Raw genomic sequence first — 18,933 nt, forward strand, 5'->3', positions numbered from 1 at the left:
CCAGGCGCCTCAGCCCCGGCGCATGACGATCAGCAGCACCACCGCCGAAATGGCCGCGCTGATCCACACCGACGGCGCTTCCGACAGCTGGAACCAGCCCTGCATCTTCTCGCCCAGGCCCACCCAGGCCAGGTTGATCCAGGCGGCGCACATCAGCCCGATAAACAGGCGGTCGCCCCGGGTGGTGGCGATCGGCAGGAAGCCTTTGCGCTCCACGGTGGGCGCGCGCACTTCCCAGATCGTCATGCCGATCAGCATCACCACCACCAGGGTAAAAAATACCGCCACCGGGGTAGTCCATACCATCCAGTTCAGCATCGCGACTCCTTACACGCGGCCCATCGCGAAACCCTTCGCGATGTAGTGCCGGACGAACCAGATCACGATGGCGCCCGGCACGATGGTCAGCACACCGGCCGCCGCCAGCACGCCCCAATCCATGCCCGACGCCGATACCGTGCGCGTCATCGTCGCCACGATCGGCTTGGCATTGACCGATGTCAGCGTGCGCGCCAGCAGCAGCTCCACCCAGCTGAACATGAAGCAGAAGAACGCGGCCACGCCCACGCCGGCCTTGATCAGCGGCAAGAAGATCGTCAGGAAGAAGCGCGGAAACGAATAGCCGTCCACGTAGGCGGTCTCGTCGATCTCGCGCGGCACGCCGGACATGAAGCCTTCCAGAATCCACACCGCCAGCGGCACGTTGAACACCAGATGGGCCAGTGCCACGCCCAGGTGGGTGTCCATCAGCCCGATCGTCGTATAAAGCTGAAAAAACGGCAGCAGGAACACCGCCGGGGGGGTCATGCGGTTGGTCAGCAGCCAGAAAAACACGTGCTTGTCGCCGATGAACTGGTAGCGCGAGAACGCATAGGCCGCCGGCAGCGCCACGGAGATCGAGATCACCGTGTTCAGCAAGACGTAGATCAGCGAATTGATATAGCCGGAATACCACGACGCATCGGTGAAGATCGTCACGTAGTGTTCCAGCGTGACCGCCGCCGGCCACAGCGACAGCGACGACACAATCTCCTCGTTGGTCTTGAACGACATGTTCACCATCCAGTAGATCGGGACGATGGCGAACATCAGGTAAAGCGTCAGGAAGACCGGACGCCACCAGCCCGGGCGCTGGCCGGGCAGTTTGCGATCAGCCATTGGGAACCTCCTCGGTGCCAGCCGTGCCGGCGCGCTGCATCCAGTTATAGAGCACGAAACAGGTCAGCAGGATGATCAGGAAGTAGACGATCGAGAACGCGGCCGCTGGCCCCAGGTCGAACTGCCCCACGGCCTTCTGCGTCAGGTACTGCGACAGGAACGTGGTGGCGTTGCCGGGCCCGCCGCCGGTCAGCACGAACGGTTCGGTGTAGATCATGAAGCTGTCCATGAAGCGCAGCAGCACCGCGATCATCAGCACGCCGCGCAGCTTGGGCAGCTGGATGAAGCGGAACACGGCGAAACGCGACGCCCCGTCGATCTGCGCCGCCTGGTAGTAGGCATCGGGAATCGCGCGCAGGCCCGCGTAGCACAGCAGCGCCACCAGCGGCGTCCAGTGCCAGACGTCCATCACCAGCACCGTCACCCAGGCGTCCACGGCACTGCCGGTGTAGTTATAGTCGAAGCCCATGCCTTCGAGCGCCGCCCCGAGCAGCCCGATGTCGGTCCGGCCGAAGATCTGCCAGATGGTGCCCACCACGTTCCACGGAATCAGCAGCGACAGCGCGATGATGACCAGCACGGCCGACGCCTGCCAGCCCTTGGCCGGCATGGCCAGCGCCAGCAGGATGCCTAGCGGAATCTCCACGCACAGCACCGCCAGCGAAAAGCCAAGCTGGCGCAGCAGCGCATCGTGCAGCTCCGCGTCGCGCAGCACCGTGGCGAACCACTCGGTGCCCACGAACACGCGGCGTTCGGGCGAGATGATGTCCTGCACCGAGTAATTGACGATGGTCATCAGCGGCAGGATGGCCGAAAACGCCACGCAGATCACCACGGGCAGGACCAGCAGCCAGGCTTTCTGGTTGACGGGCTTCATGGGACCAGTTCCTCGTTGATATAGAAACAGGTGTGGCGGTTGAACACCGACAGCCACGCGGTATCGCCGGGCCGCAGCGCGGCGGCCTCCGTGCCCAGGCGGGCCCGGATCGTGGCATCTTCGCCATGATTGACCGTCGATGTCATCAGCCAGTAGGTGCCGATGTCCTGCGCGCGCGCCACCCGCACCGGCATGGCCTGGGGGTCGCCCGCCGGCGCCAGCTGCAGGTATTCGGGCCGCACGCCGATCTTGAAGCTGCCGGCGGCCTGCAGTGCCGACAGCGTCTGCGGCGGCAACTCGGGCAGGTAGCGGCGCCCCGCCACTTCCACCGCGCCGTCGCGCCACTGCCCCGGCAGGAAGTTCATGCCCGGCGAGCCGATGAAGTGCCCCACGAAGGTGTGCGCGGGCCGCTCGAACAGCGCGTCGGCCGACCCTACCTGCACGGCCTTGCCACGCGACATCACCACCACCTGGTCGGCAAAGGTCAGCGCCTCGGTCTGGTCGTGCGTCACGTAGATCAGTGTCAGCCGGAATTCGTGATGGATTTCCTTGAGCTTGCGCCGCAGCTGCCATTTCAGATGCGGATCGATCACGGTCAGCGGCTCGTCGAACAAAATGGCCGACACGTCCTGGCGCACCAGCCCGCGCCCAAGCGAAATCTTCTGCTTGGCATCGGCGGCCAGCCCGCTGGCGCGGCGGTCGAGCGAGGCCGACAGGTCTAGCATTTCGGCCACTTTGCCGACCCGCTCCTTGACCTGCGCGGCGGGCACGCCCCGGTTGCGCAGCGGGAAAGCGAGGTTTTCGCCGACCGTCATCGTGTCGTAGACCACCGGGAACTGGAACACCTGCGCGATGTTCCGGGCCTGCGGCGACGCGTCGGTCACGTCGTTGCCGTCGAAGCGGATGGTGCCCTGCGACGGCCGCAGCAGCCCCGAGATGCAGTTCAGCAGCGTGGTCTTGCCGCAGCCGGACGGACCCAGCAGCGCATAGGCGCCGCCGTCCTCAAACGTGAAGTTCAGCGGCAGCAGCGCGTAGTCTTCGTCCTTCTGCGGGTCGGCCACGTACGAGTGGGCGAGTTCGAGATCGATGCGCGCCATGTCAGGCCCCCGACTCGGTGACGGGCGTGCTGACCACATCGGCCAGGGCGCCCGGGCGGCGCGGCGCGTGGATGCGGTCGCCGGCGGCGTTGAACAGATAGAGCTGGCCCGGCTCGACATGGAGCGACAGCGGCGCGCCAAGCTGCAGGTCGAGCACGCCGGCAAACTGCGCCACCAGGTTGCCGGCCGCCGTGTCGATGTGCACGAAGGTATCGGAGCCCGACAGCTCGGCCAGGGCTACCTTGCCGGGCACTTCCACCGCCCCCGGCACGGCCCTCAGGCGCAGCGCGGCGGCGCGTACGCCCACCGTCACCGGGCCGCCCGGCGCATTCACATCGGGAAGCGGAATGACGATCCCACCCGGCAGCGTCACACGGCCGGCCTCCAGCACGCCTTCCACCAGGTTCATCGGCGGGTCGCTGAACGCGCGCGCCACCCGCAGCGAGGCCGGATAGTGGAAGACTTCGGGCGTGGGGCCGTATTGCAGCAGTTCGCCGGCATCGAGCACGGCGGTGTGGCCACCCAGCAGCAACGCCTCGGCGGGCTCCGTGGTGGCATAGATCACCGTGGCATCGCCTTGCGCGAACAAATGGGTCAGCTCTTCGCGCAGTTCCTCGCGGAGCTTGTAGTCCAGGTTGACCAGCGGCTCGTCCAACAGCATCAGCGGCGCATTCTTGGCCAGGGCGCGCGCCAGGGCCACGCGCTGCTGCTGGCCGCCGGACAGTTCCGAGGGGTAGCGTTCCAGCAGATGGTCGATATGCAGCCGGCCTGCCAGGCTGCGCACGCGCGCGTCGATCGCGTCACGGCTGTCGCGCCGCAACCGCAGCGGCGACGCAATGTTGTCGAAGACGGTGAGCGACGGGTAGTTGATGAACTGCTGGTACACCATCGACACGTTGCGTTCGCGCACCGGCACGCCGGTCACGTCCACGCCGTCCACGCGCACACGGCCGGCCGTGGGCTTGTCGAGCCCGGCCATGACCCGCATCAGCGATGTCTTGCCGGCCTGGGTGGTCCCCAGCAGGATGGTGACGGCGCCCGGCACGGGGGCCAGCGTCATCGGGTAAAGATAGGCTTGCGACCCTACTTGCTGCGCAATGCCTTCCAGGCTCAGCTGCATCCAGTCTCCAATGTTCCTGTGCTTGCTCAGCCACTCCGAAAACCGCGGCCAAGGCGCACTTTTCAAGTCAACCCGCTCGTTTTAGCTCAAAAACGAACATAAAACAATACTGCAGTGCGTCATTTGTTTTCGTTTCTGTTTGAACTAGAATGCCGGACATGACGCTTAATCCCCGCCAGACCGCTCTTCTCGAGGAAGTCCGCACCCAGGGCTTTGCCTCCATCGACGAACTCGCGCGCAAGTTCGGCGTGACCCTGCAGACTGTCCGGCGCGACGTGAACCTGCTGGCCGAGAACGGCATGCTGGCCCGGTTTCATGGCGGGGTGCGCATGGAGGGGTCGACCACCGAGAACATTGCCTACCGGCAGCGCCAGGCGCTCAACGCCGACGGCAAGGTGCACATCGCGCGCGCCGTGGCCGCAGCGGTGCCCGAGGGCTGCTCGCTGATCCTGAACATCGGGACGACAGTGGAAGAAGTGGCACGCGCGCTGATCCATCACCGCGGCCTGCGCGTCATCACCAACAACCTGCACGTGGCCAATATCCTGGCCGACAATCCCGACTGCGAGGTCATCGTGGCGGGCGGCGTGCTGCGCTCGCGCGACCGCGGCATCATCGGCGAGGCCACGGTGGAATTCATCCGCCAGTTCAAGGTGGATATCGGCCTGATCGGCATCTCGGGCATCGAGACCGACGGCACGCTGCGCGACTACGATTTTCGCGAAGTCAAGGTGGCGCGCACGATCATGGAGCATTCCCGCGAGATCTGGCTGGCGGCGGATGCCAGCAAATTCAATCGCCGAGCCATGGTGGAGCTGGCGCCCCTGAGCAGCATCGACCGGCTGTTTACGGACGAGCCGCTACGCGCGCCGTTCGACACGATGCTGGCGGAAAGCGGAGTGAAATGTGTGGTCGCGGATGGGGAGTGATATCCGCCCGGGTTTCCGGCGCCCCTCTCCCGCATGCGGGAGGGGGGAGAAACCCTTGCTGCGCCGCAGATCGACGGCTTACTTGAAGACGACCGTCTTGTGGCCGTTCAGCAAAATACGATGCTCGGCGTGCCACTTGACCGCCCGGGCCAGTGCCACGCATTCGACGTCGCGGCCGACCGCGGTCAGCTGCTCGGGGTCCATGCTGTGATCCACGCGCTCGATTTCCTGCTCGATGATCGGGCCTTCGTCCAGGTCGGCCGTCACGTAGTGCGCGGTCGCGCCGATCAGCTTCACGCCGCGATCATGCGCCTGGTAGTAAGGCTTGGCACCCTTGAAGCTGGGCAGGAACGAGTGGTGGATGTTGATGGCCCGGCCTTGCAGCTTGCGGCACAGGTCGTCGGACAGCACCTGCATGTAGCGCGCCAGCACCACGAGGTCGATGTTCTGGTCGCGCACCACTTCAAAGACGCGCGCTTCCTGCGCAGCCTTCTGCTCGGCCGACGCGTTCATCAGCGGCAGGTGGAAGAACGGCACGTCGTACGACGCGGCCAGCTGATAGAAGTCGCGGTGGTTCGACACGATCGCGGCGATCTCGACCGGCAGGCCGCCAACCTTGGCCCGGAACAGCAGGTCGTTCAGGCAGTGGCCGATCTTCGACACCATGATCATCACGCGCGGCTTCACGGTGGCGTCGAACACTTCCCACTGCATGCCGAACTGGTCGCCCACGGGCGCGAAGGCGGCGCGCAGCTCGGCCAGCTCCGGGCCGCCGGCGGACGTGTTGAAATGCACGCGCATGAAGAAACGGCCGGTGAACGCATCGCCGTACTGGTCAGAATCGACAATATTGCAGCCGTGCTGGAACAGCAGGCCGGAAACGGCATGCACGATGCCCGGCTGGTCCGGGCAGGAAAGCGTCAGAATAAATCCGGTGGTGCTCATCTTGGGCAAATCGGGGTTAGGCAAGCCTGGCCCGCGATGCATGGTGTTCAGGGCTGGACGGCAGCCCAGCCGCGTCTGCGGAGGGCATCCAGCGTCACCAGCGTGGCATCGACGGTCATGGCACGGCCCGCCATGATAGCAAGCAATGCCTCCGGGTCGATATGGCGATGCTCGGCCACTTCGCCATCGCGGTTATGGGGCACGAAGTCCGGCGGCAGCACCAGGTCATATCCATACACGCGTTCCCATTGCACGCCTTCGGGGATTTCGCGCAGCACATCGATCACGCCATGGGCCTCGGCCTGGCCGGCCAGCGCGGGCGGAATGCCCGATTCCTCGTCGCATTCGCGCACCAGCGTTTCGAGCGGATCGCTGCCCGCCGGCATGCCGCCGGCCACCAGGTTGTCCCACATGCCGGGGTCGACCGCCTTGGACGGGCTGCGCCGCGAGATCCACAGCGCCCGCTGCCCGGCCACGATGCCGTTCATGTGCGACGCAAAGGTCAGCAGCCCCAGGAAGCGGGCGGCCGCCCGCTCGATCACCGCGAACGGGGCCGCATCGAGCGCCGGCGTGACGGCAAACAGCTCGTTGCGCCAGCCGCGCACGTGGCCTGCATCGGCCAGCCGGCGGGCCAGCGTGGCCAGCGCCGCATTGCGCGCCGCCACCGTGGCGCAGCCGGGCAGCAGCGTCACGGCGCCCTCTTCCTGCTCGGGCCCCAGCACATCGCCCATCGCGCGAAGGATGCCGGCATGGCGCCGGGGCAGCCAGCCCACCTGCACGCCATCCACCTGCAGCCGCAGGTGCGCGGCGGGATCGAAGGGGCTGCGCGCGGCAACGCCGGCAATGACAACGCTAACGATATCGGACATGGGCAGACACATTCACCATTACGGATGGACCGCATGACACCCACGCAATCCACGCAAGCGCCACAGTACGTTCTGGCCCTGGACCAGGGCACCAGCAGCTCGCGCGCCATCCTGTTCGATCACGCCGGCAATGTGGTTCGGATCGCCCAGCGCGAATTCCGGCAATATTATCCGCATCCCGGGCACGTCGAGCACGACCCCTACGAAATCTGGCAGTCGCAGTTGGCCGTGGCCCACGAGGTGCTGGGCGACGCCAATGTCAGCGGCTCGCAGCTGCGCGCCATCGGCATCACCAACCAGCGCGAAACCACGGTGCTGTGGGACCGCAAGACCGGCGAGCCCGTGGGCCGCGCGCTGGTCTGGCAGGACCGCCGGACCGCGCCGATGTGCGAGGACCTGCAGGCTGCCGGCCATGGCGGGACCTTCCAGCAGAAGACCGGCCTGATCATCGACGCCTACTTCTCGGGCACCAAGCTGCGCTGGATGCTGGACAACTACGACGGCGCGCGCGACCGGGCCGAGCGGGGCGAACTGGCGTTCGGCACGGTGGACAGCTGGCTGATCTGGCAACTGACCGACGGCAAGCGGCATGTGACCGATGTATCCAACGCGTCGCGCACGCTGCTGTTCAACATCCACGATTTCCGCTGGGACGACGAACTGCTGGGCATCCTCGATATTCCGCGCAGCCTGCTGCCCGAAGTGGCGCCGTCCAGCGGCGAGGTGGCGCGCACCGCGACGCGCCTGTTCGGCGTGGAGGTGCCCATCGCCGGGATCGCCGGCGACCAGCAGGCGGCCACGTTCGGCCAGGCCTGCCTGCGCCCCGGCATGGCCAAGAACACCTACGGCACCGGCTGCTTCATCCTGATGAATACCGGCGACAAGCCCGTGACGTCGCGCAACCGGCTGATTACCACCATCGGCTGGCAGATCGGCCAGGACACCCAGTACTGCCTGGAAGGCGGCGTGTTCATGGGCGGCGCCACGATCCAGTGGCTGCGCGACGGGCTCCGGCTGATCCACAGCGCCCCCGAGGTGGACCCGCTGGCGCGCCAGTGCGAAGACAGCGGCGGCGTGGTGCTGGTGCCGGCGTTCGCCGGGCTGGGCGCGCCGCACTGGGACCCCTTCGCGCGCGGCACGATGGTGGGCATCACGCGCGGCACCGGCGGACCGCATATCGCGCGCGCCGCGCTGGAGTCGATTGCCCTGCAGAGCGTGGACGTACTCGACGCCATGCAGAAGGACGCCGGCATCTCGCTGGCCGAACTGCGGGTCGACGGCGGCGCATCGCGCAGCGACCTGCTGATGCAGATGCAGGCCGACCTGCTCGGCACGCCGGTCGTGCGGCCCCGCGTGACGGAGACCACTGCGCTGGGCGCCGCCTACCTGGCCGGACTGGCCACCGGCTACTGGACCGATCCCGAGGAAATCACCCGCCAGTGGCAGGTGGAACAGCGTTTCGAGCCGAAGCTGTCGGCCGACGAGCGCGCCCACCGCATCGCCCGCTGGCACCGCGCCGTGGACCGCGCCCGCGACTGGGCCCGTGACGACACTGCCGCCGCACACTGAATCCGACTGCCGAAGAAGCCATGCCAATTTCCGTACCTGCGGTCCAGCCGCCCACCCGCCCCGAACTGCTCGATACGCTGTCGCGCACGGCCCGCTGGGACGTCATCGTCATCGGCGGGGGCGCCACGGGCCTGGGCACCGCGCTCGACGCCGCCGCGCGCGGCTACCGCACGCTGCTGCTCGAAGCGGCCGACTTTGCCAAGGGCACGTCGAGCAAGGCCACCAAGCTCGTGCACGGCGGCGTGCGCTATCTGGCCCAGGGCAATATCAGCCTGGTGCGCGAGGCACTGCACGAACGCGGCCTGCTGGCGCGCAACGCGCCGCACGTGGTGTGGCCGCTCGGATTCGTCGTGCCGGCCTACCAGATGTTCGACCAGCCGTTCTACGGCATCGGCCTGAAGGTCTACGACATGCTGGCCGGCGGGCTGAACCTGTCGGGCAGCCGCTGGCTGAACCACCGCGAAACGCTCGAAGCGGCCCCCACGCTGGCCGAACACGTGGGCGGCCGCCCGCTGCGCGGTGGCAACCTGTATTTCGACGGCCAGTTCGACGATGCACGCCTGGCCATGGCGCTGATGCGCACGCTGTTCGACGTGGGCGGCACGGCGGTGAACTACATGCGCGTGTCGGGCCTGACCCAGCGCAACGGCGTGATCACCGGCGTCACCGCCGAAGATGCGCTCGGCGCCGGCACGTTCCACCTGTGCGCCGACTGCGTGATCAACGCCACCGGTGTGTGGGTCGATGCGGTCCGGCAGATGGAAGACGACCAGGCCCGCACGATGGTGGCGCCCAGCCAGGGCGTGCACCTGACCATTCCGCGCAGCTTCCTGCCCGGCGACCGCGCCATCCTGATCCCCAAGACCGACGATGGCCGGGTGCTGTTCCTGGTGCCCTGGAACGGGCACGTGATCGTCGGCACCACCGACACCCCGCGCAAGGACCTGCCGCTGGAGCCGCGCGCCACCGGCGACGACATCGACTTCATCCTGGAAACCGCCGCCCGCTATCTGGCGCGCGATCCGTCGCGGGCCGATGTCACCAGCGTCTGGGCCGGGCTGCGGCCGCTGGTCAAGGCCACGGGTGAATCGTCCACGGCGTCGCTGTCGCGCGAACATACGATCGTGGTGTCCCGGGCGGGCCTGATCACGGTCACCGGCGGCAAGTGGACCACCTATCGAAAGATGGCCGAGGACGTGATCGAGACCGCAATCCAGCGCCAGATGCTGCGCGCCGCCCCCTGCCGCACCGCCGATTTGCCGCTGCATGGCGCGGTGGGCATGCCGTCCGACCTGCCGCCCGCCAACTCCGGATCGCCCGACCGCTACTATGGCGCGGACCTCCCGCTGGTGCGGGCGCTGCCGGGCGCGGACACCATGGTCGTGGCCGCATCGGGGCTGACCGAGGCCCACGTCCGCTTCGCGGCGCGCCACGAACTGGCCCGCCGGGTGGAAGACGTGCTGGGCCGGCGCAATCGCGCGCTGTTCCTGGATGCAGGGGCCGCGCTGGCCGGGGCGCCGCGCGTGGCGCAGATCCTGGCCGAGGAACTGGGTCACGATGCCGCCTGGCAGGCCAGGGAGCTGGAGGACTTCGGCGCGCTGGCCCGTGGCTACCTGCTCGGCTGAATCGCCCGGAATGCTCCTGGAAGGCAGCAAATGGGCTGCCGTGGTGCGAGACTTCGGCGATAATGCCGGCTATTGCATCAGGGAGAACACCATGGACGACATGGACGAGATGGACGAGATTGATGATCTGTCCGATCTGCCGATGCCCCGGTTCATCTGGGGCTTCGCCATTACCGCCAGCAAGGGCGGTGAAGTCACGCACGACGAATTCGAGTACCTGACCCACACCCACAATCCGCGCTTCTCGTGTCGCGTCGTGGAACTGGAGGACGTGCCCGCCCCGGACAACGAGGCGGACATCGACGGTCGCCTGGTTCACTACGACGAGCCGGACCGCCTGTTCTATATCACCGATCTTGGCATGGCGCTCGTCAACTTCCAGATGTTCGACAAGCTGCCCGACAAGAGCCGGCTCAAGAAAGTCTGCGACGAAGCCATCAAGAACTGGATGCTGCGGCGTGAATTCCTCGACGACGAGGAAGACGAAGGCTGAAGAAAAAAGCACCCTCGGGTGCTTTTTTGTTGCCTGGGCGGCCTGGCTGGCCCCTAGTTGTCCTTTACCTCGATCAGCCCCGACGCCACGCGCTCGATCTCGCAATACACGGGCAACGCCTCGAGCGGCCCCGTGCAACCCACGCCCGATGCCTGGCTGGCATGGGCGCCCGGTGGCAGGAACACGAATGCCATGCCGGGCTGGAAGCCAGGATGCCGGCGCAGACTGTCATTGAGAATGTCTAGATACTGCGATCGCGAAAAGACCTGCTTGGCCATGTCGAGTCTCCGGAAGATCGGCTGAGCCCGGAAATCCTAGCATGGCCTTGCCGGCGCCCGGCACCGCATCGTGAGATTGACGGCATCGGGCGCGGTAGCCAGTACGCGGCTAGCACTCGCCCTTCTTGGCGTGGCCCGGCGGGCAGTGGTAGCCGCGCGGGCCGCCGCGGGGGCGGTCACCGTCGTAGTCGCCACGATCGTGCCCATGATAGTGGTCGTAGTCGGGGCCGCGGTTCCAACGCTCGGGCTGCATCACCCAGCCGTTGCTGGCACGCACCCAGCGCGGTTGCTCATAGACATAGCCCGGACGTGCGGTCACCCAATGGCCCTGCTTCCATGCGTGCTTGCGATAGTGGTCGTCCCAGACCCAGTAGCCGGGCGCCCAGACATAACCCGCGCGTGGTGCCGGCACGGCCTCGTAGATCGGCGCCGGCGGCGGCGTGCCAATGCCGATATTGATGTTGACCTGGGCCAGCGCCGCGGGCGCGAAGGCCGTGGCGGACCAGAGCAGTGCGGCGCTGGCTGCGGCGCGCAGGAAAGCATGGCGATTCAAGGTGACCCCCTCTTCTTTTAGGAACAATGCCATAGACAAATGTGAACGAACGGACAGCAGTTTACCCACCGCGCACACGGTGTGATGTAAGAAAGCGTGTCTGGGCGTTACCGCCCCGGGGATCGGGGCGTCAGCGTATGGGTAAGCGGCAGGCGCGGCCGACGGACTTCAGTGGTCGGCGGCCATCGCCTTCAGTTCGGCCTCGCCGGCCACGCGGGCGGCGTCGGCAGTGGTGAAAGTGTCGTCCGACACCATGGTGCGCCGGATCTGCTGCGCGCCGAAGTCCACCAGCGCGATGACCCACACGTAGCGCCCGGCCTGGGGCGCGGTCTGCACAAAAGCCTTCAACTGCGGTCTGGATTCACTCGTCATGATGTATCTCCGTTGGAACACGACAGGACAAGACGCTGGCAGGCGCGCGTTGCCAAAAACTCTAGCATATCCATTCCGCCGGCCGGCCTAGGGCATCTGGCCCGGATGCGGACGCAGGCGTTTGTGGCTACAGTTTTTGCAGATCCTGCCGAAACCTCCATGGAGTCTCTCACCCGCCAGTTCCGCCGGTCCGACCGCACTTTCGCCCGCCGCCCAATTGCCGCGCTCCGCGTTACGCCCATCTCTCCGTTCCCGCGCCGTGCGCCGCCGTGTACGCCTGGCCCCGCCGGCGTTGCTGGCGCTGCTGGCGTTGCTGGTGGTTGTCCATCAGCCGATACCCGCCCGCGCGTCCGCGCCGCCGGCTCCCGCATCCGCCGCCATGCCGCCAATAGCGCCGTCCGGTCCGTCGGCGCCGGCCATGCCCGTATCGCGCCCCGACGCCGTCGCCCGCGTGGTCATGAGCCTGCTCAGCTACGCGCGCTGGCCCGGCGAGCGCGAAACCTTACGGCTTTGCGTCGATGGTTCGGCGCGCTTTGCGGGCAAGCTGATGGAAGGCGGCACGCTGTCCAGCGGGCGGCTCGTCGAGACCCGCCGGGTAGACGGGCTGCCCGAATCGCTGGCCTCCCAATGCGACGCCCTGTACCTGGGGGCCATGAACGATGCCCGCCGCCGGGCGCTGACCGCCTATTTCGTCGGCAAACCCGTGCTGGTGATGACCGAAGAGGATTTCGAGTGTGAGGGCGGCAGCATGTTCTGCCTGAGCATCCGCGAACACCAGGTGTCGTTCCGCATCAATCTCGACGCCATCGCGCGCAGCGGCATCCACGTGCATCCGGGCGTCCTGCAACTGGGACGCCGCAAGGCACCGGCATCATGAACCTGCCCGGCCGCCGCACCTCCGTTCGTCCTGCCCTTCGGCCCGGCCAGCCCGCCCGGCCAGCCCCGGGCGCCCACGCGCGGCCGACGCTCTATGGCGTGCTGCGCCGCATCCACATGGGCGTGGCGCTGATCGCCGTGTTCACGGCCGGCATTTCGCTGACCTTCCTGGGCCTGACCGCGCTGCGCGCCTATGCCGATCACAACCTCCGACTGGTGGCGCGATCGATTGCCTACACGGTCGAGGCCCCGGTGGTATTCCGCGACGAAGCGGCGGCCGCCGACACCTTGTCGGCCATCGCCGCCGCCGAGGACCTGGCCGCCGTTGCCGTCTTCGATCGCGACGACCAGCCGCTGGCGTCGTGGCAACGCCCTGGCCAGGACCGCTTCCCGGCGCTGCGCGCGATGGCGGGCGACCTGCTGACCTCGGGCCCGGTGAACCAGCCGGTCATCCACGAATCGCAGCAGGTGGGCAGCGTGCGCGTGACCGGCGATCCCATCGCCCTGCTGCATTTCCTGCTGCAGGGGGCGCTCGGACTGGTGGCCTGCCTGCTGCTGACGGCCGTGGGCGCGCACTATATGTCCAGCCGGATGCTGTCCAATATCGTCGATCCGCTACGCAATCTGATGCGCGTGGCCCATGCCGTGCGGTCCGAGCGCGCGTTCGGCCAGCGCATGCCGCCGGCCCGCATCGAGGAATTGAACGCACTGTCCGAGGACTTCAATGTTCTGCTCGACGAACTGGAGGCCTGGCAGAAGCAGCTGCAGCACGAGAACCGTTCGCTGGCGCACCGCGCGACACATGACAGCCTGACAGGATTGCTCAACCGCGCCGCGTTTACCGAGGCGCTTGACCTGGCCGTCCGCGCAGCGGCGGCCCGCAACCAGTACGCCGCCGTGCTCTATCTGGACAGTGACGACTTCAAGGGCATCAACGACCGCCATGGCCACGCCGCCGGCGATGCCGTGCTGGTCGGGATCGCCCACCGCATCCGCGCCTGCCTGCGCGACAGCGACTGCGTGGCCCGTCTGGGCGGCGACGAATTCGCGGTGCTGGTTGCCGGGCTGCGCCAGCCCGACGACGCCTTCAATATCGCCGAAGGCATCCTGGACGCCATGACGAGCCCGATGGGGCTGCCCGACGGCGGCTCGATCGTCGCGCCCCTCAGCATCGGCGTGGCCGTGTATCCGCTCCATGCCCGCAACGGCACCGCCCTGCTGCATGCGGCCGACGCCGCGATGTACGGCGCCAAGCGCCAGTCTGGCGCCACCTGGCGCAGTGCCGAGGCCGCCCCACCGGAATCCCACGTCTAGCCAACCCCGGTATGCCGGACTTCGACGCCGCCCGCCGCCTGCACCTGCGCCACGCCGCAGCCGCGGCGCTGGCGGTGGCGGCGTACCTGGTGCTGCCGGGCTGCGCCACCCTGCCCCCGCCGGGCAAGCTCACCCCCGCGCAGGTGGCTGTCCTGAAAAGCCAGGGATTCGCGCTGACCGACAGCGGCTGGGAACTAGGGCTGCCCCACAAGGTGCTGTTCGGCTTCGACGAGGACGTGATCGCGCCCGAGCGCCAGGCGGCCCTGCAGCGCATGGGCCGCATGCTGCACGAGGCTGGTATCGAATCGCTGCGCATCGATGGCCATACCGACGACGCCGGCACCGTCGAATACAACCTGTTGCTGTCCCGGCGCCGCGCCGAGGCCGTCGCCCGCGTGCTGGCGGCTTGTGGCTTTCCGCGCGAACGCCTGGAGATCCGTGGCATGGGCAAGGGACGTCCGATCGCCGACAACCGCACTGCCGCCGGGCGCGCCGAGAACCGGCGGGTGGCCATCATCGTGTCGGTGGACTGACGCAGCGGCGGATTCCGAAGGAATCCTCTAATTCGGGTTTAAGCGACCCACCGCCGGGCCGGCAGCCCCCCGAACGATGGCGACACCGCTGCAATATCTACAAAAAGCCGGGCAAACCCTGCCCTTCGGCAGTAGGGATTCGGCCTTACACTCCCGGGGAGCGCGCGGCTGGACGGCAATCGAGGGAGCTTGCCGGTAGCGCGCCACGAATTCCCCAAGATAACGAGAAATAGACAGCATGCGTACCCAGGCGCTGGAACAGGCGATCGATGCCGTGGTCGCGGTCAACGCGCGCAACCAGGTCACCCTGTTCAATGCCGCGGCCGAGGCGTTGTGGGGTATCCGGCGATCGGCCGTGCTCGGACGATGCGCCAGCACCCTGGCGCTCGGCACGCTGACTGTGCCGGGCACTGGAAAGCCCGAGTCCGCGCGCCAGGTCGCCATCGCCCGGCCCGACGGCACGGTGCGTGATGTATGGATCCATACAACGGACTTCGCGCCGCTGGATGGCGATGCCGGCTCGGACGTGCGGTTCGCCGCCTTTCTGTGCGATCACCAGGACGAACGTGGCGAAACGCTGAGCCCGGCCGGCCTGCGCATGTTGTCGCTGTGCCTCGATCACGCTGAAAACCCGGTCATGATCACGGACGGACGCGGCATCATCTGCCACGTCAATGGTGGCTTCGCGCGGCTGCTGGGGTACGCCCGGCACCAGGCGGTAGGCCGGCCCTGGCATGAACTGCTGAAGCCGCTCAACGCGCGCGCCGACGCGATCGGCGCCCTGCTGGCCCCGCTGGCGCAGGGCAAGCCGCTCCAGCACGAGTCGCTGGTGGCCGACAAGGCCGGCCAGCCGCGCTGGCTGTCGGTGGCCGTGAGTCCGATCATGGCCCCGCCGCCGTCCGCTGCCATGACGAACACGGTCAGCGTGCTGACCGACATCACCGCCACCAAGGTGCGAGAGTCGATCCAGCACCGCACGCTCGAGGCATTGGCGCGGGACCTGCCCACCGCCGACATCATGGCCGACCTGTGCCGCCGGGTGGAGCGCATGGCGCCGGGCGCCGTCGCCGCGGTGATGCGCGTGACCGACGGACGCCTGAAGTGCGTGGCCATGCCGTCCGCCAACGCCGATGCCGTGGCCGCCTTCGACAACATGCCGATCGGCCTGCAATCGGGCTCTTGCGGCGCGGCGGCCTTCCTGGGCAAGCCCGTGGCCGTCGGCGACATCCCGCGCGATCCGCGCTGGGAAACGCTGCGCGACGTGGCACAGGCAGCCGGCCTGGCCGCGAGCTGGTCCACCCCGGTACGCGCCGCCGATGGCCGGGTGCTGGGCACGTTCGGCCTGTGCTTTACGGAGCCGCGGCTGCCCGATGCCTTCCACGAGAACCTGGTGGCGGTGGCCGCCGACCTCTGTGCGCTGGCGCTGTCGCACGACCTGGCGCAGGAACGCATCCACCGGCTGGCCTACTACGACGCCCTGACCGGCCTGCCCAACCGCCAGCTGCTGCTGGCGCGCACCGACGACGCCGTGGCCCGCGCCAACGCCGACGGCACGCCGCTGGCGCTGCTGTTCATCGATCTCAACGACTTCAAGCGCGTCAACGACATCCAGGGCCATGTGGCGGGAGACCGCTTCCTGGTCGAGGTGGCCACGCGGCTGCAGCATGTGGCACACGATCAACATGCCGAGGCGATGGTGGGCCGCCTGTCCGGCGACGAATTCGCCGTGCTGCTGCCCGGTCACGCGCGCGATGCCGCGCTGGCCGCCGCCCAGCACCTGCTGCAGGCGCTAGGCGCGCCGGTCGGTATCGGCCACGGGCTCAGCCTGTCGCCATCGGCCAGCATCGGCATCAGCCTGCTGACCGAACAGGCACGCGACCGCGAAACGCTGCTGCATCACGCCGACCTGGCCGTGTACCAGGCCAAGCGCCAGCGACTGCGGGACCCCGGCAACCAGGTTTGCCTCTACGACGCGGCACTGGCCCGCCGCCTGGGCGACCGGCGCACGCTGGAAGGCGAACTGCGCGAAGCCATCGCCGATGGCCGGCTGCGCATGCACTACCAGCCGCAGATTCACCTGGGCACAGGCCACCTCTGGGCCGTGGAGGCGCTGGCCCGCTGGCCGCACCCGCGCCGCGGCGATGTATCGCCGTCGGTCTTCGTGCCGCTGGCCGAGGAATCAGGACTGATCGTGGCGCTCGGCTACTGGGCCGTGCGCGAAGCGTGCGCCCAGCTGGCACTATGGCGTGACGCCGGTGCAGCCGTGCCGGCGGTATCGGTCAACCTGTCGCCGATCTGCATTCGCGACCCCGGCCTGCCCGATGTGGTGGCCCAGGCGCTGGAGGCAAACGGCCTGCCGCCTGGCGCCCTGACCATCGAAATCACGGAAGGTGTCTTTCTGGAACAGACGCCCGAGGCGGAAACCACCATCGACGCGCTGCGCAAGCTGGGCGTGCGGCTGTCGATCGACGATTTCGGAACGGGGTTTTCGAGCCTGAGCCAGCTCACGCGCCTGCCGGTGGAGGAAATCAAGCTGGATCGCAGCTTCCTGCTGGACCTGGAAACCAGCGAGGCCACGCGTACGCTGGTGGAGGCCGTGATCCGCATCGGCCGGGCGCGCCAGCTCAATGTCGTGGCCGAAGGGGTGACCAGCGCGTATCAGCGCCAGTTCCTGCAGGACCAGGGCTGCCACGTCGGGCAGGGATTCCTGTTTGCCCAGCCACTTCCGGCGAAAGCCATCGAAGTGTGGCAGCCCCAGCCGGTTGCGACGGGGCTGCCTTCCTGAAAGGGCTCGCGGCGGCACCCCGCCGTCTGAATTCAGTCGCCGAACGGGTTCGGCACCGAACTGGCGGGATTGTCGACGAGATCGAACTCGTCGCGCACTTCGTCAACCACCGCGCGGATCGACGCCTCGTAGCCGCGGGCATTGCCAAAGCGGGCCATGTCCCAGTTGCGCCCACGGGCATCGCGCTCGTGCGGCTCGGGGTCCGGCACCCGAACCCTTGCGCCGTCGTCCGCGATCTCGTCGATGTTCTGAATCCGCCGGCTCACCTCTTCCTTGATGACACGCCGGCTGCGTTCGAGCTTGGCCATGAGCAGCCTCCTATCGGGGGTCTCCCGCAGCGGCCATCCTAGCACGCACCCACGGAGCCGGCGCGGATGTGCTTACAGCGCCGCCTTGGCAGCCTGATACGCCGCATACAGCCGCTGGAACACCAGGCCCGGCTTGCCGGCGCCAATGGTCTTGCCGTCGATCGACACCACGGGCAGCAACTCCTTGCTGGCCGACGAGATCATCACTTCATCGGCGCCAAATACCTCGTCACGCGTGATCCGGCGGGCTTCGAACGAGATGTCCATGGCGGCGCACAACTCTTCCATCAGGCCATAGCGGATGCCTTCGAGGATCAGGTTGTCCTTGGGCGGCGCGGCCACGCGGCCCTGCTTCACCACCCAGACGTTGGAAGCCGATGCCTCGGTCAGCATGCCGTCGCGGAACTGGATGGCCTCGGTCACGCCCGCCTCGGCAGCCACCTGAGCGGCCAGCACGTTGCCCAGCAGCGACGTGGACTTGATCTGGCAGTTGAGCCAGCGGCGGTCTTCCATCGTCACGCAGGCGACGCCCTGCTCCACCGACGCCGCCGGGGGCAGCGCCATCGGGTTGGTCATGATCAGCACCGTCGGGGTGACTTCCTTCGGGAAGGCATGCGCCCGCCTGGCCACGCCGCGCGTGACCTGCATGTAGATCATCTGGTCGGACATGCCATTGGCCTGGACCACGCGGTCGATCTGTGCCAGCCATTCCGATTCGGTATGGGGGTTCGGAATGCCGATGGCGGCCAGGCTGCGCGCCAGGCGCGCCAGGTGCTGCGCGCCCCGGAACGGCTTGCCGTTGTACATCGGAATCACTTCATAGATGCCATCGCCGAAGATGAACCCACGGTCGAGTACGGGAATGCGGGCTTCGGACAGCGGGAGCAGATCCCCGTTGAGCAGGACGACGGCTTCGGACATGGCGATTCTCTTTCAGGAAAAGTAGGAATGACGGCATTTTTTCACACGCGCGGGACGGCCCTTATGCAATTTCGGCATGTCCCACAGGCGCCGCGGACGCCGCGAAGCAGAAGCAACTGAAAGTTTTTGGATGCTGTCGGCCGTATGAATTGAATCTTTCTTAATTCACTCGCCCGTTCCTGCAAACGGTTGCTGCCAGCCGAAAGTGGCGTGCTATATTCGCCACGCAGTATTCCCACAAAGCAGTGATTTGCTGCGCGACATTCACAGGGCGCCCCGATATGACGGAACTCGTGTCAGGCCTGCTTCGT

20 protein-coding genes are annotated in these 18,933 nt (G+C 67.4%); 8 read left to right on the forward strand and 12 right to left on the reverse strand.

Annotation, left to right across the window (positions count from 1 at the left end; genetic code table 11):
* Nucleotides 1-9 precede the first annotated feature (9 nt).
* Genes BLQ58_RS01305 through BLQ58_RS01325 form a run of 5 tightly spaced genes read right to left on the reverse strand, consistent with a single transcriptional unit; the run spans nt 10 to nt 4,252 of the window.
* Nucleotides 10-318 (reverse strand): DUF2160 domain-containing protein, encoded by a 309-nt coding sequence (locus tag BLQ58_RS01305; protein WP_092594205.1) that lies wholly within the window; start codon nt 316-318, stop codon nt 10-12.
* A gap of 9 nt (nt 319-327) precedes the next feature.
* Nucleotides 328-1,158, reverse strand: a complete 831-nt coding sequence (locus BLQ58_RS01310) for a carbohydrate ABC transporter permease (RefSeq protein ID WP_092594206.1) — start codon at nt 1,156-1,158, stop codon at nt 328-330.
* Entirely contained in the window at nt 1,151-2,035 is an 885-nt protein-coding gene (locus BLQ58_RS01315; protein ID WP_092594207.1) for a carbohydrate ABC transporter permease, read from the reverse strand. The genes BLQ58_RS01310 and BLQ58_RS01315 overlap by 8 nt, the downstream gene beginning before the upstream one ends.
* Complete coding sequence (locus tag BLQ58_RS01320; RefSeq protein ID WP_092594208.1) at nt 2,032-3,132, reverse strand: ABC transporter ATP-binding protein; 1,101 nt, start codon at nt 3,130-3,132, stop codon at nt 2,032-2,034. Before BLQ58_RS01320 ends, BLQ58_RS01315 begins: the two co-directional genes overlap by 4 nt.
* 1 nt (nt 3,133) lies before the next feature.
* A complete protein-coding gene (locus BLQ58_RS01325) occupies nt 3,134-4,252 on the reverse strand; it encodes an ABC transporter ATP-binding protein (RefSeq protein WP_092594209.1) in 1,119 nt (372 codons plus the stop codon).
* A 158-nt stretch (nt 4,253-4,410) separates the two neighbouring features.
* On the opposite strand from BLQ58_RS01325, the gene BLQ58_RS01330 reads away from it, so the two are divergent.
* A complete protein-coding gene (locus BLQ58_RS01330) occupies nt 4,411-5,181 on the forward strand; it encodes a DeoR/GlpR family DNA-binding transcription regulator (RefSeq protein ID WP_175459813.1) in 771 nt (256 codons plus the stop codon).
* 78 nt (nt 5,182-5,259) lie between these two features.
* On the opposite strand, the gene purU is transcribed toward BLQ58_RS01330, so the two are convergent.
* Nucleotides 5,260-6,126: a formyltetrahydrofolate deformylase gene (gene purU, locus BLQ58_RS01335; RefSeq protein ID WP_092594211.1), complete on the reverse strand. Its 867-nt coding sequence runs from the start codon at nt 6,124-6,126 to the stop codon at nt 5,260-5,262.
* A gap of 47 nt (nt 6,127-6,173) precedes the next feature.
* Nucleotides 6,174-6,995, reverse strand: a complete 822-nt coding sequence (locus tag BLQ58_RS01340) for an NUDIX hydrolase (RefSeq protein ID WP_092594544.1) — start codon at nt 6,993-6,995, stop codon at nt 6,174-6,176.
* Nucleotides 6,996-7,019: 24 nt separating this feature from the next.
* On the opposite strand from BLQ58_RS01340, the gene glpK reads away from it, so the two are divergent.
* From glpK to BLQ58_RS01355, 3 genes are all read left to right on the forward strand, one after another.
* Nucleotides 7,020-8,564, forward strand: a complete 1,545-nt coding sequence (glpK, locus tag BLQ58_RS01345; RefSeq protein WP_092594212.1) for a glycerol kinase GlpK — start codon at nt 7,020-7,022, stop codon at nt 8,562-8,564.
* A gap of 20 nt (nt 8,565-8,584) precedes the next feature.
* A complete protein-coding gene (locus BLQ58_RS01350; RefSeq protein WP_092594213.1) occupies nt 8,585-10,189 on the forward strand; it encodes a glycerol-3-phosphate dehydrogenase/oxidase in 1,605 nt (534 codons plus the stop codon).
* 109 nt (nt 10,190-10,298) lie between these two features.
* Nucleotides 10,299-10,682: a hypothetical protein gene (locus BLQ58_RS01355; protein WP_092594546.1), complete on the forward strand. Its 384-nt coding sequence runs from the start codon at nt 10,299-10,301 to the stop codon at nt 10,680-10,682.
* A gap of 53 nt (nt 10,683-10,735) precedes the next feature.
* Here BLQ58_RS01355 and BLQ58_RS01360 read toward each other — a convergent pair whose 3' ends face one another.
* The 3 genes from BLQ58_RS01360 to BLQ58_RS01370 all read right to left on the reverse strand — a co-directional run bounded on the left by BLQ58_RS01360 (nt 10,736) and on the right by BLQ58_RS01370 (nt 11,885).
* A complete protein-coding gene (locus BLQ58_RS01360; RefSeq protein WP_092594214.1) occupies nt 10,736-10,960 on the reverse strand; it encodes a hypothetical protein in 225 nt (74 codons plus the stop codon).
* A 109-nt stretch (nt 10,961-11,069) separates the two neighbouring features.
* Nucleotides 11,070-11,513, reverse strand: coding sequence for a hypothetical protein (locus BLQ58_RS01365; RefSeq protein ID WP_254775777.1), 444 nt, complete (start codon nt 11,511-11,513; stop codon nt 11,070-11,072).
* A 168-nt stretch (nt 11,514-11,681) separates the two neighbouring features.
* Nucleotides 11,682-11,885, reverse strand: a complete 204-nt coding sequence (locus BLQ58_RS01370; protein ID WP_092594216.1) for a hypothetical protein — start codon at nt 11,883-11,885, stop codon at nt 11,682-11,684.
* 313 nt (nt 11,886-12,198) lie between these two features.
* Between BLQ58_RS01370 and BLQ58_RS01375 the strand changes: the two genes are divergently transcribed.
* From BLQ58_RS01375 to BLQ58_RS01390, 4 genes are all read left to right on the forward strand, one after another.
* Nucleotides 12,199-12,762 (forward strand): regulatory sequestration protein YfiR, encoded by a 564-nt coding sequence (locus tag BLQ58_RS01375; protein WP_368086167.1) that lies wholly within the window; start codon nt 12,199-12,201, stop codon nt 12,760-12,762.
* Nucleotides 12,763-12,878: 116 nt separating this feature from the next.
* Entirely contained in the window at nt 12,879-14,075 is a 1,197-nt protein-coding gene (locus BLQ58_RS01380) for a diguanylate cyclase DgcN/YfiN (protein ID WP_254775791.1), read from the forward strand.
* 11 nt (nt 14,076-14,086) lie between these two features.
* Nucleotides 14,087-14,608, forward strand: a complete 522-nt coding sequence (locus BLQ58_RS01385; RefSeq protein ID WP_092594218.1) for an outer membrane lipoprotein YfiB — start codon at nt 14,087-14,089, stop codon at nt 14,606-14,608.
* 238 nt (nt 14,609-14,846) lie between these two features.
* A complete protein-coding gene (locus BLQ58_RS01390; RefSeq protein ID WP_092594219.1) occupies nt 14,847-17,393 on the forward strand; it encodes an EAL domain-containing protein in 2,547 nt (848 codons plus the stop codon).
* A 32-nt stretch (nt 17,394-17,425) separates the two neighbouring features.
* Here the strand turns inward: BLQ58_RS01390 and BLQ58_RS01395 are convergent, their stop codons facing one another.
* On the reverse strand, nt 17,426-17,701 hold the full coding sequence (locus BLQ58_RS01395; protein WP_092594220.1) for a hypothetical protein: 276 nt from the start codon (nt 17,699-17,701) through the stop codon (nt 17,426-17,428).
* 72 nt (nt 17,702-17,773) lie between these two features.
* Nucleotides 17,774-18,622, reverse strand: a complete 849-nt coding sequence (locus tag BLQ58_RS01400; protein ID WP_092594221.1) for a D-amino acid aminotransferase — start codon at nt 18,620-18,622, stop codon at nt 17,774-17,776.
* Nucleotides 18,623-18,933 lie beyond the last annotated feature (311 nt).

The organism is Ralstonia sp. 25mfcol4.1, assembly GCF_900104095.1.
Taxonomy (GTDB): Bacteria; Pseudomonadota; Gammaproteobacteria; order Burkholderiales; family Burkholderiaceae; genus Cupriavidus.

What these genes read in the sequence shown, in the direction of transcription:
- BLQ58_RS01320 (WP_092594208.1), bottom strand. Translation starts at nt 3,132, where the DNA reads ATGGCGCGCATCGATCTCGAACTCGCCCACTCGTACGTGGCCGACCCG.
- BLQ58_RS01325 (WP_092594209.1), bottom strand. Translation starts at nt 4,252, where the DNA reads ATGCAGCTGAGCCTGGAAGGCATTGCGCAGCAAGTAGGGTCGCAAGCC.
- BLQ58_RS01355 (WP_092594546.1), top strand. Translation starts at nt 10,299, where the DNA reads ATGGACGAGATTGATGATCTGTCCGATCTGCCGATGCCCCGGTTCATC.
- BLQ58_RS01360 (WP_092594214.1), bottom strand. Translation starts at nt 10,960, where the DNA reads ATGGCCAAGCAGGTCTTTTCGCGATCGCAGTATCTAGACATTCTCAAT.
- BLQ58_RS01390 (WP_092594219.1), top strand. Translation starts at nt 14,847, where the DNA reads ATGCGTACCCAGGCGCTGGAACAGGCGATCGATGCCGTGGTCGCGGTC.
- BLQ58_RS01370 (WP_092594216.1), bottom strand. Translation starts at nt 11,885, where the DNA reads ATGACGAGTGAATCCAGACCGCAGTTGAAGGCTTTTGTGCAGACCGCG.
- BLQ58_RS01350 (WP_092594213.1), top strand. Translation starts at nt 8,585, where the DNA reads ATGCCAATTTCCGTACCTGCGGTCCAGCCGCCCACCCGCCCCGAACTG.
- purU (WP_092594211.1), bottom strand. Translation starts at nt 6,126, where the DNA reads ATGAGCACCACCGGATTTATTCTGACGCTTTCCTGCCCGGACCAGCCG.
- BLQ58_RS01330 (WP_175459813.1), top strand. Translation starts at nt 4,411, where the DNA reads ATGACGCTTAATCCCCGCCAGACCGCTCTTCTCGAGGAAGTCCGCACC.
- BLQ58_RS01340 (WP_092594544.1), bottom strand. Translation starts at nt 6,995, where the DNA reads ATGTCCGATATCGTTAGCGTTGTCATTGCCGGCGTTGCCGCGCGCAGC.
- glpK (WP_092594212.1), top strand. Translation starts at nt 7,020, where the DNA reads ATGGACCGCATGACACCCACGCAATCCACGCAAGCGCCACAGTACGTT.
- BLQ58_RS01400 (WP_092594221.1), bottom strand. Translation starts at nt 18,622, where the DNA reads ATGTCCGAAGCCGTCGTCCTGCTCAACGGGGATCTGCTCCCGCTGTCC.
- BLQ58_RS01305 (WP_092594205.1), bottom strand. Translation starts at nt 318, where the DNA reads ATGCTGAACTGGATGGTATGGACTACCCCGGTGGCGGTATTTTTTACC.
- BLQ58_RS01315 (WP_092594207.1), bottom strand. Translation starts at nt 2,035, where the DNA reads ATGAAGCCCGTCAACCAGAAAGCCTGGCTGCTGGTCCTGCCCGTGGTG.
- BLQ58_RS01380 (WP_254775791.1), top strand. Translation starts at nt 12,879, where the DNA reads ATGGGCGTGGCGCTGATCGCCGTGTTCACGGCCGGCATTTCGCTGACC.
- BLQ58_RS01395 (WP_092594220.1), bottom strand. Translation starts at nt 17,701, where the DNA reads ATGGCCAAGCTCGAACGCAGCCGGCGTGTCATCAAGGAAGAGGTGAGC.
- BLQ58_RS01385 (WP_092594218.1), top strand. Translation starts at nt 14,087, where the DNA reads ATGCCGGACTTCGACGCCGCCCGCCGCCTGCACCTGCGCCACGCCGCA.
- BLQ58_RS01310 (WP_092594206.1), bottom strand. Translation starts at nt 1,158, where the DNA reads ATGGCTGATCGCAAACTGCCCGGCCAGCGCCCGGGCTGGTGGCGTCCG.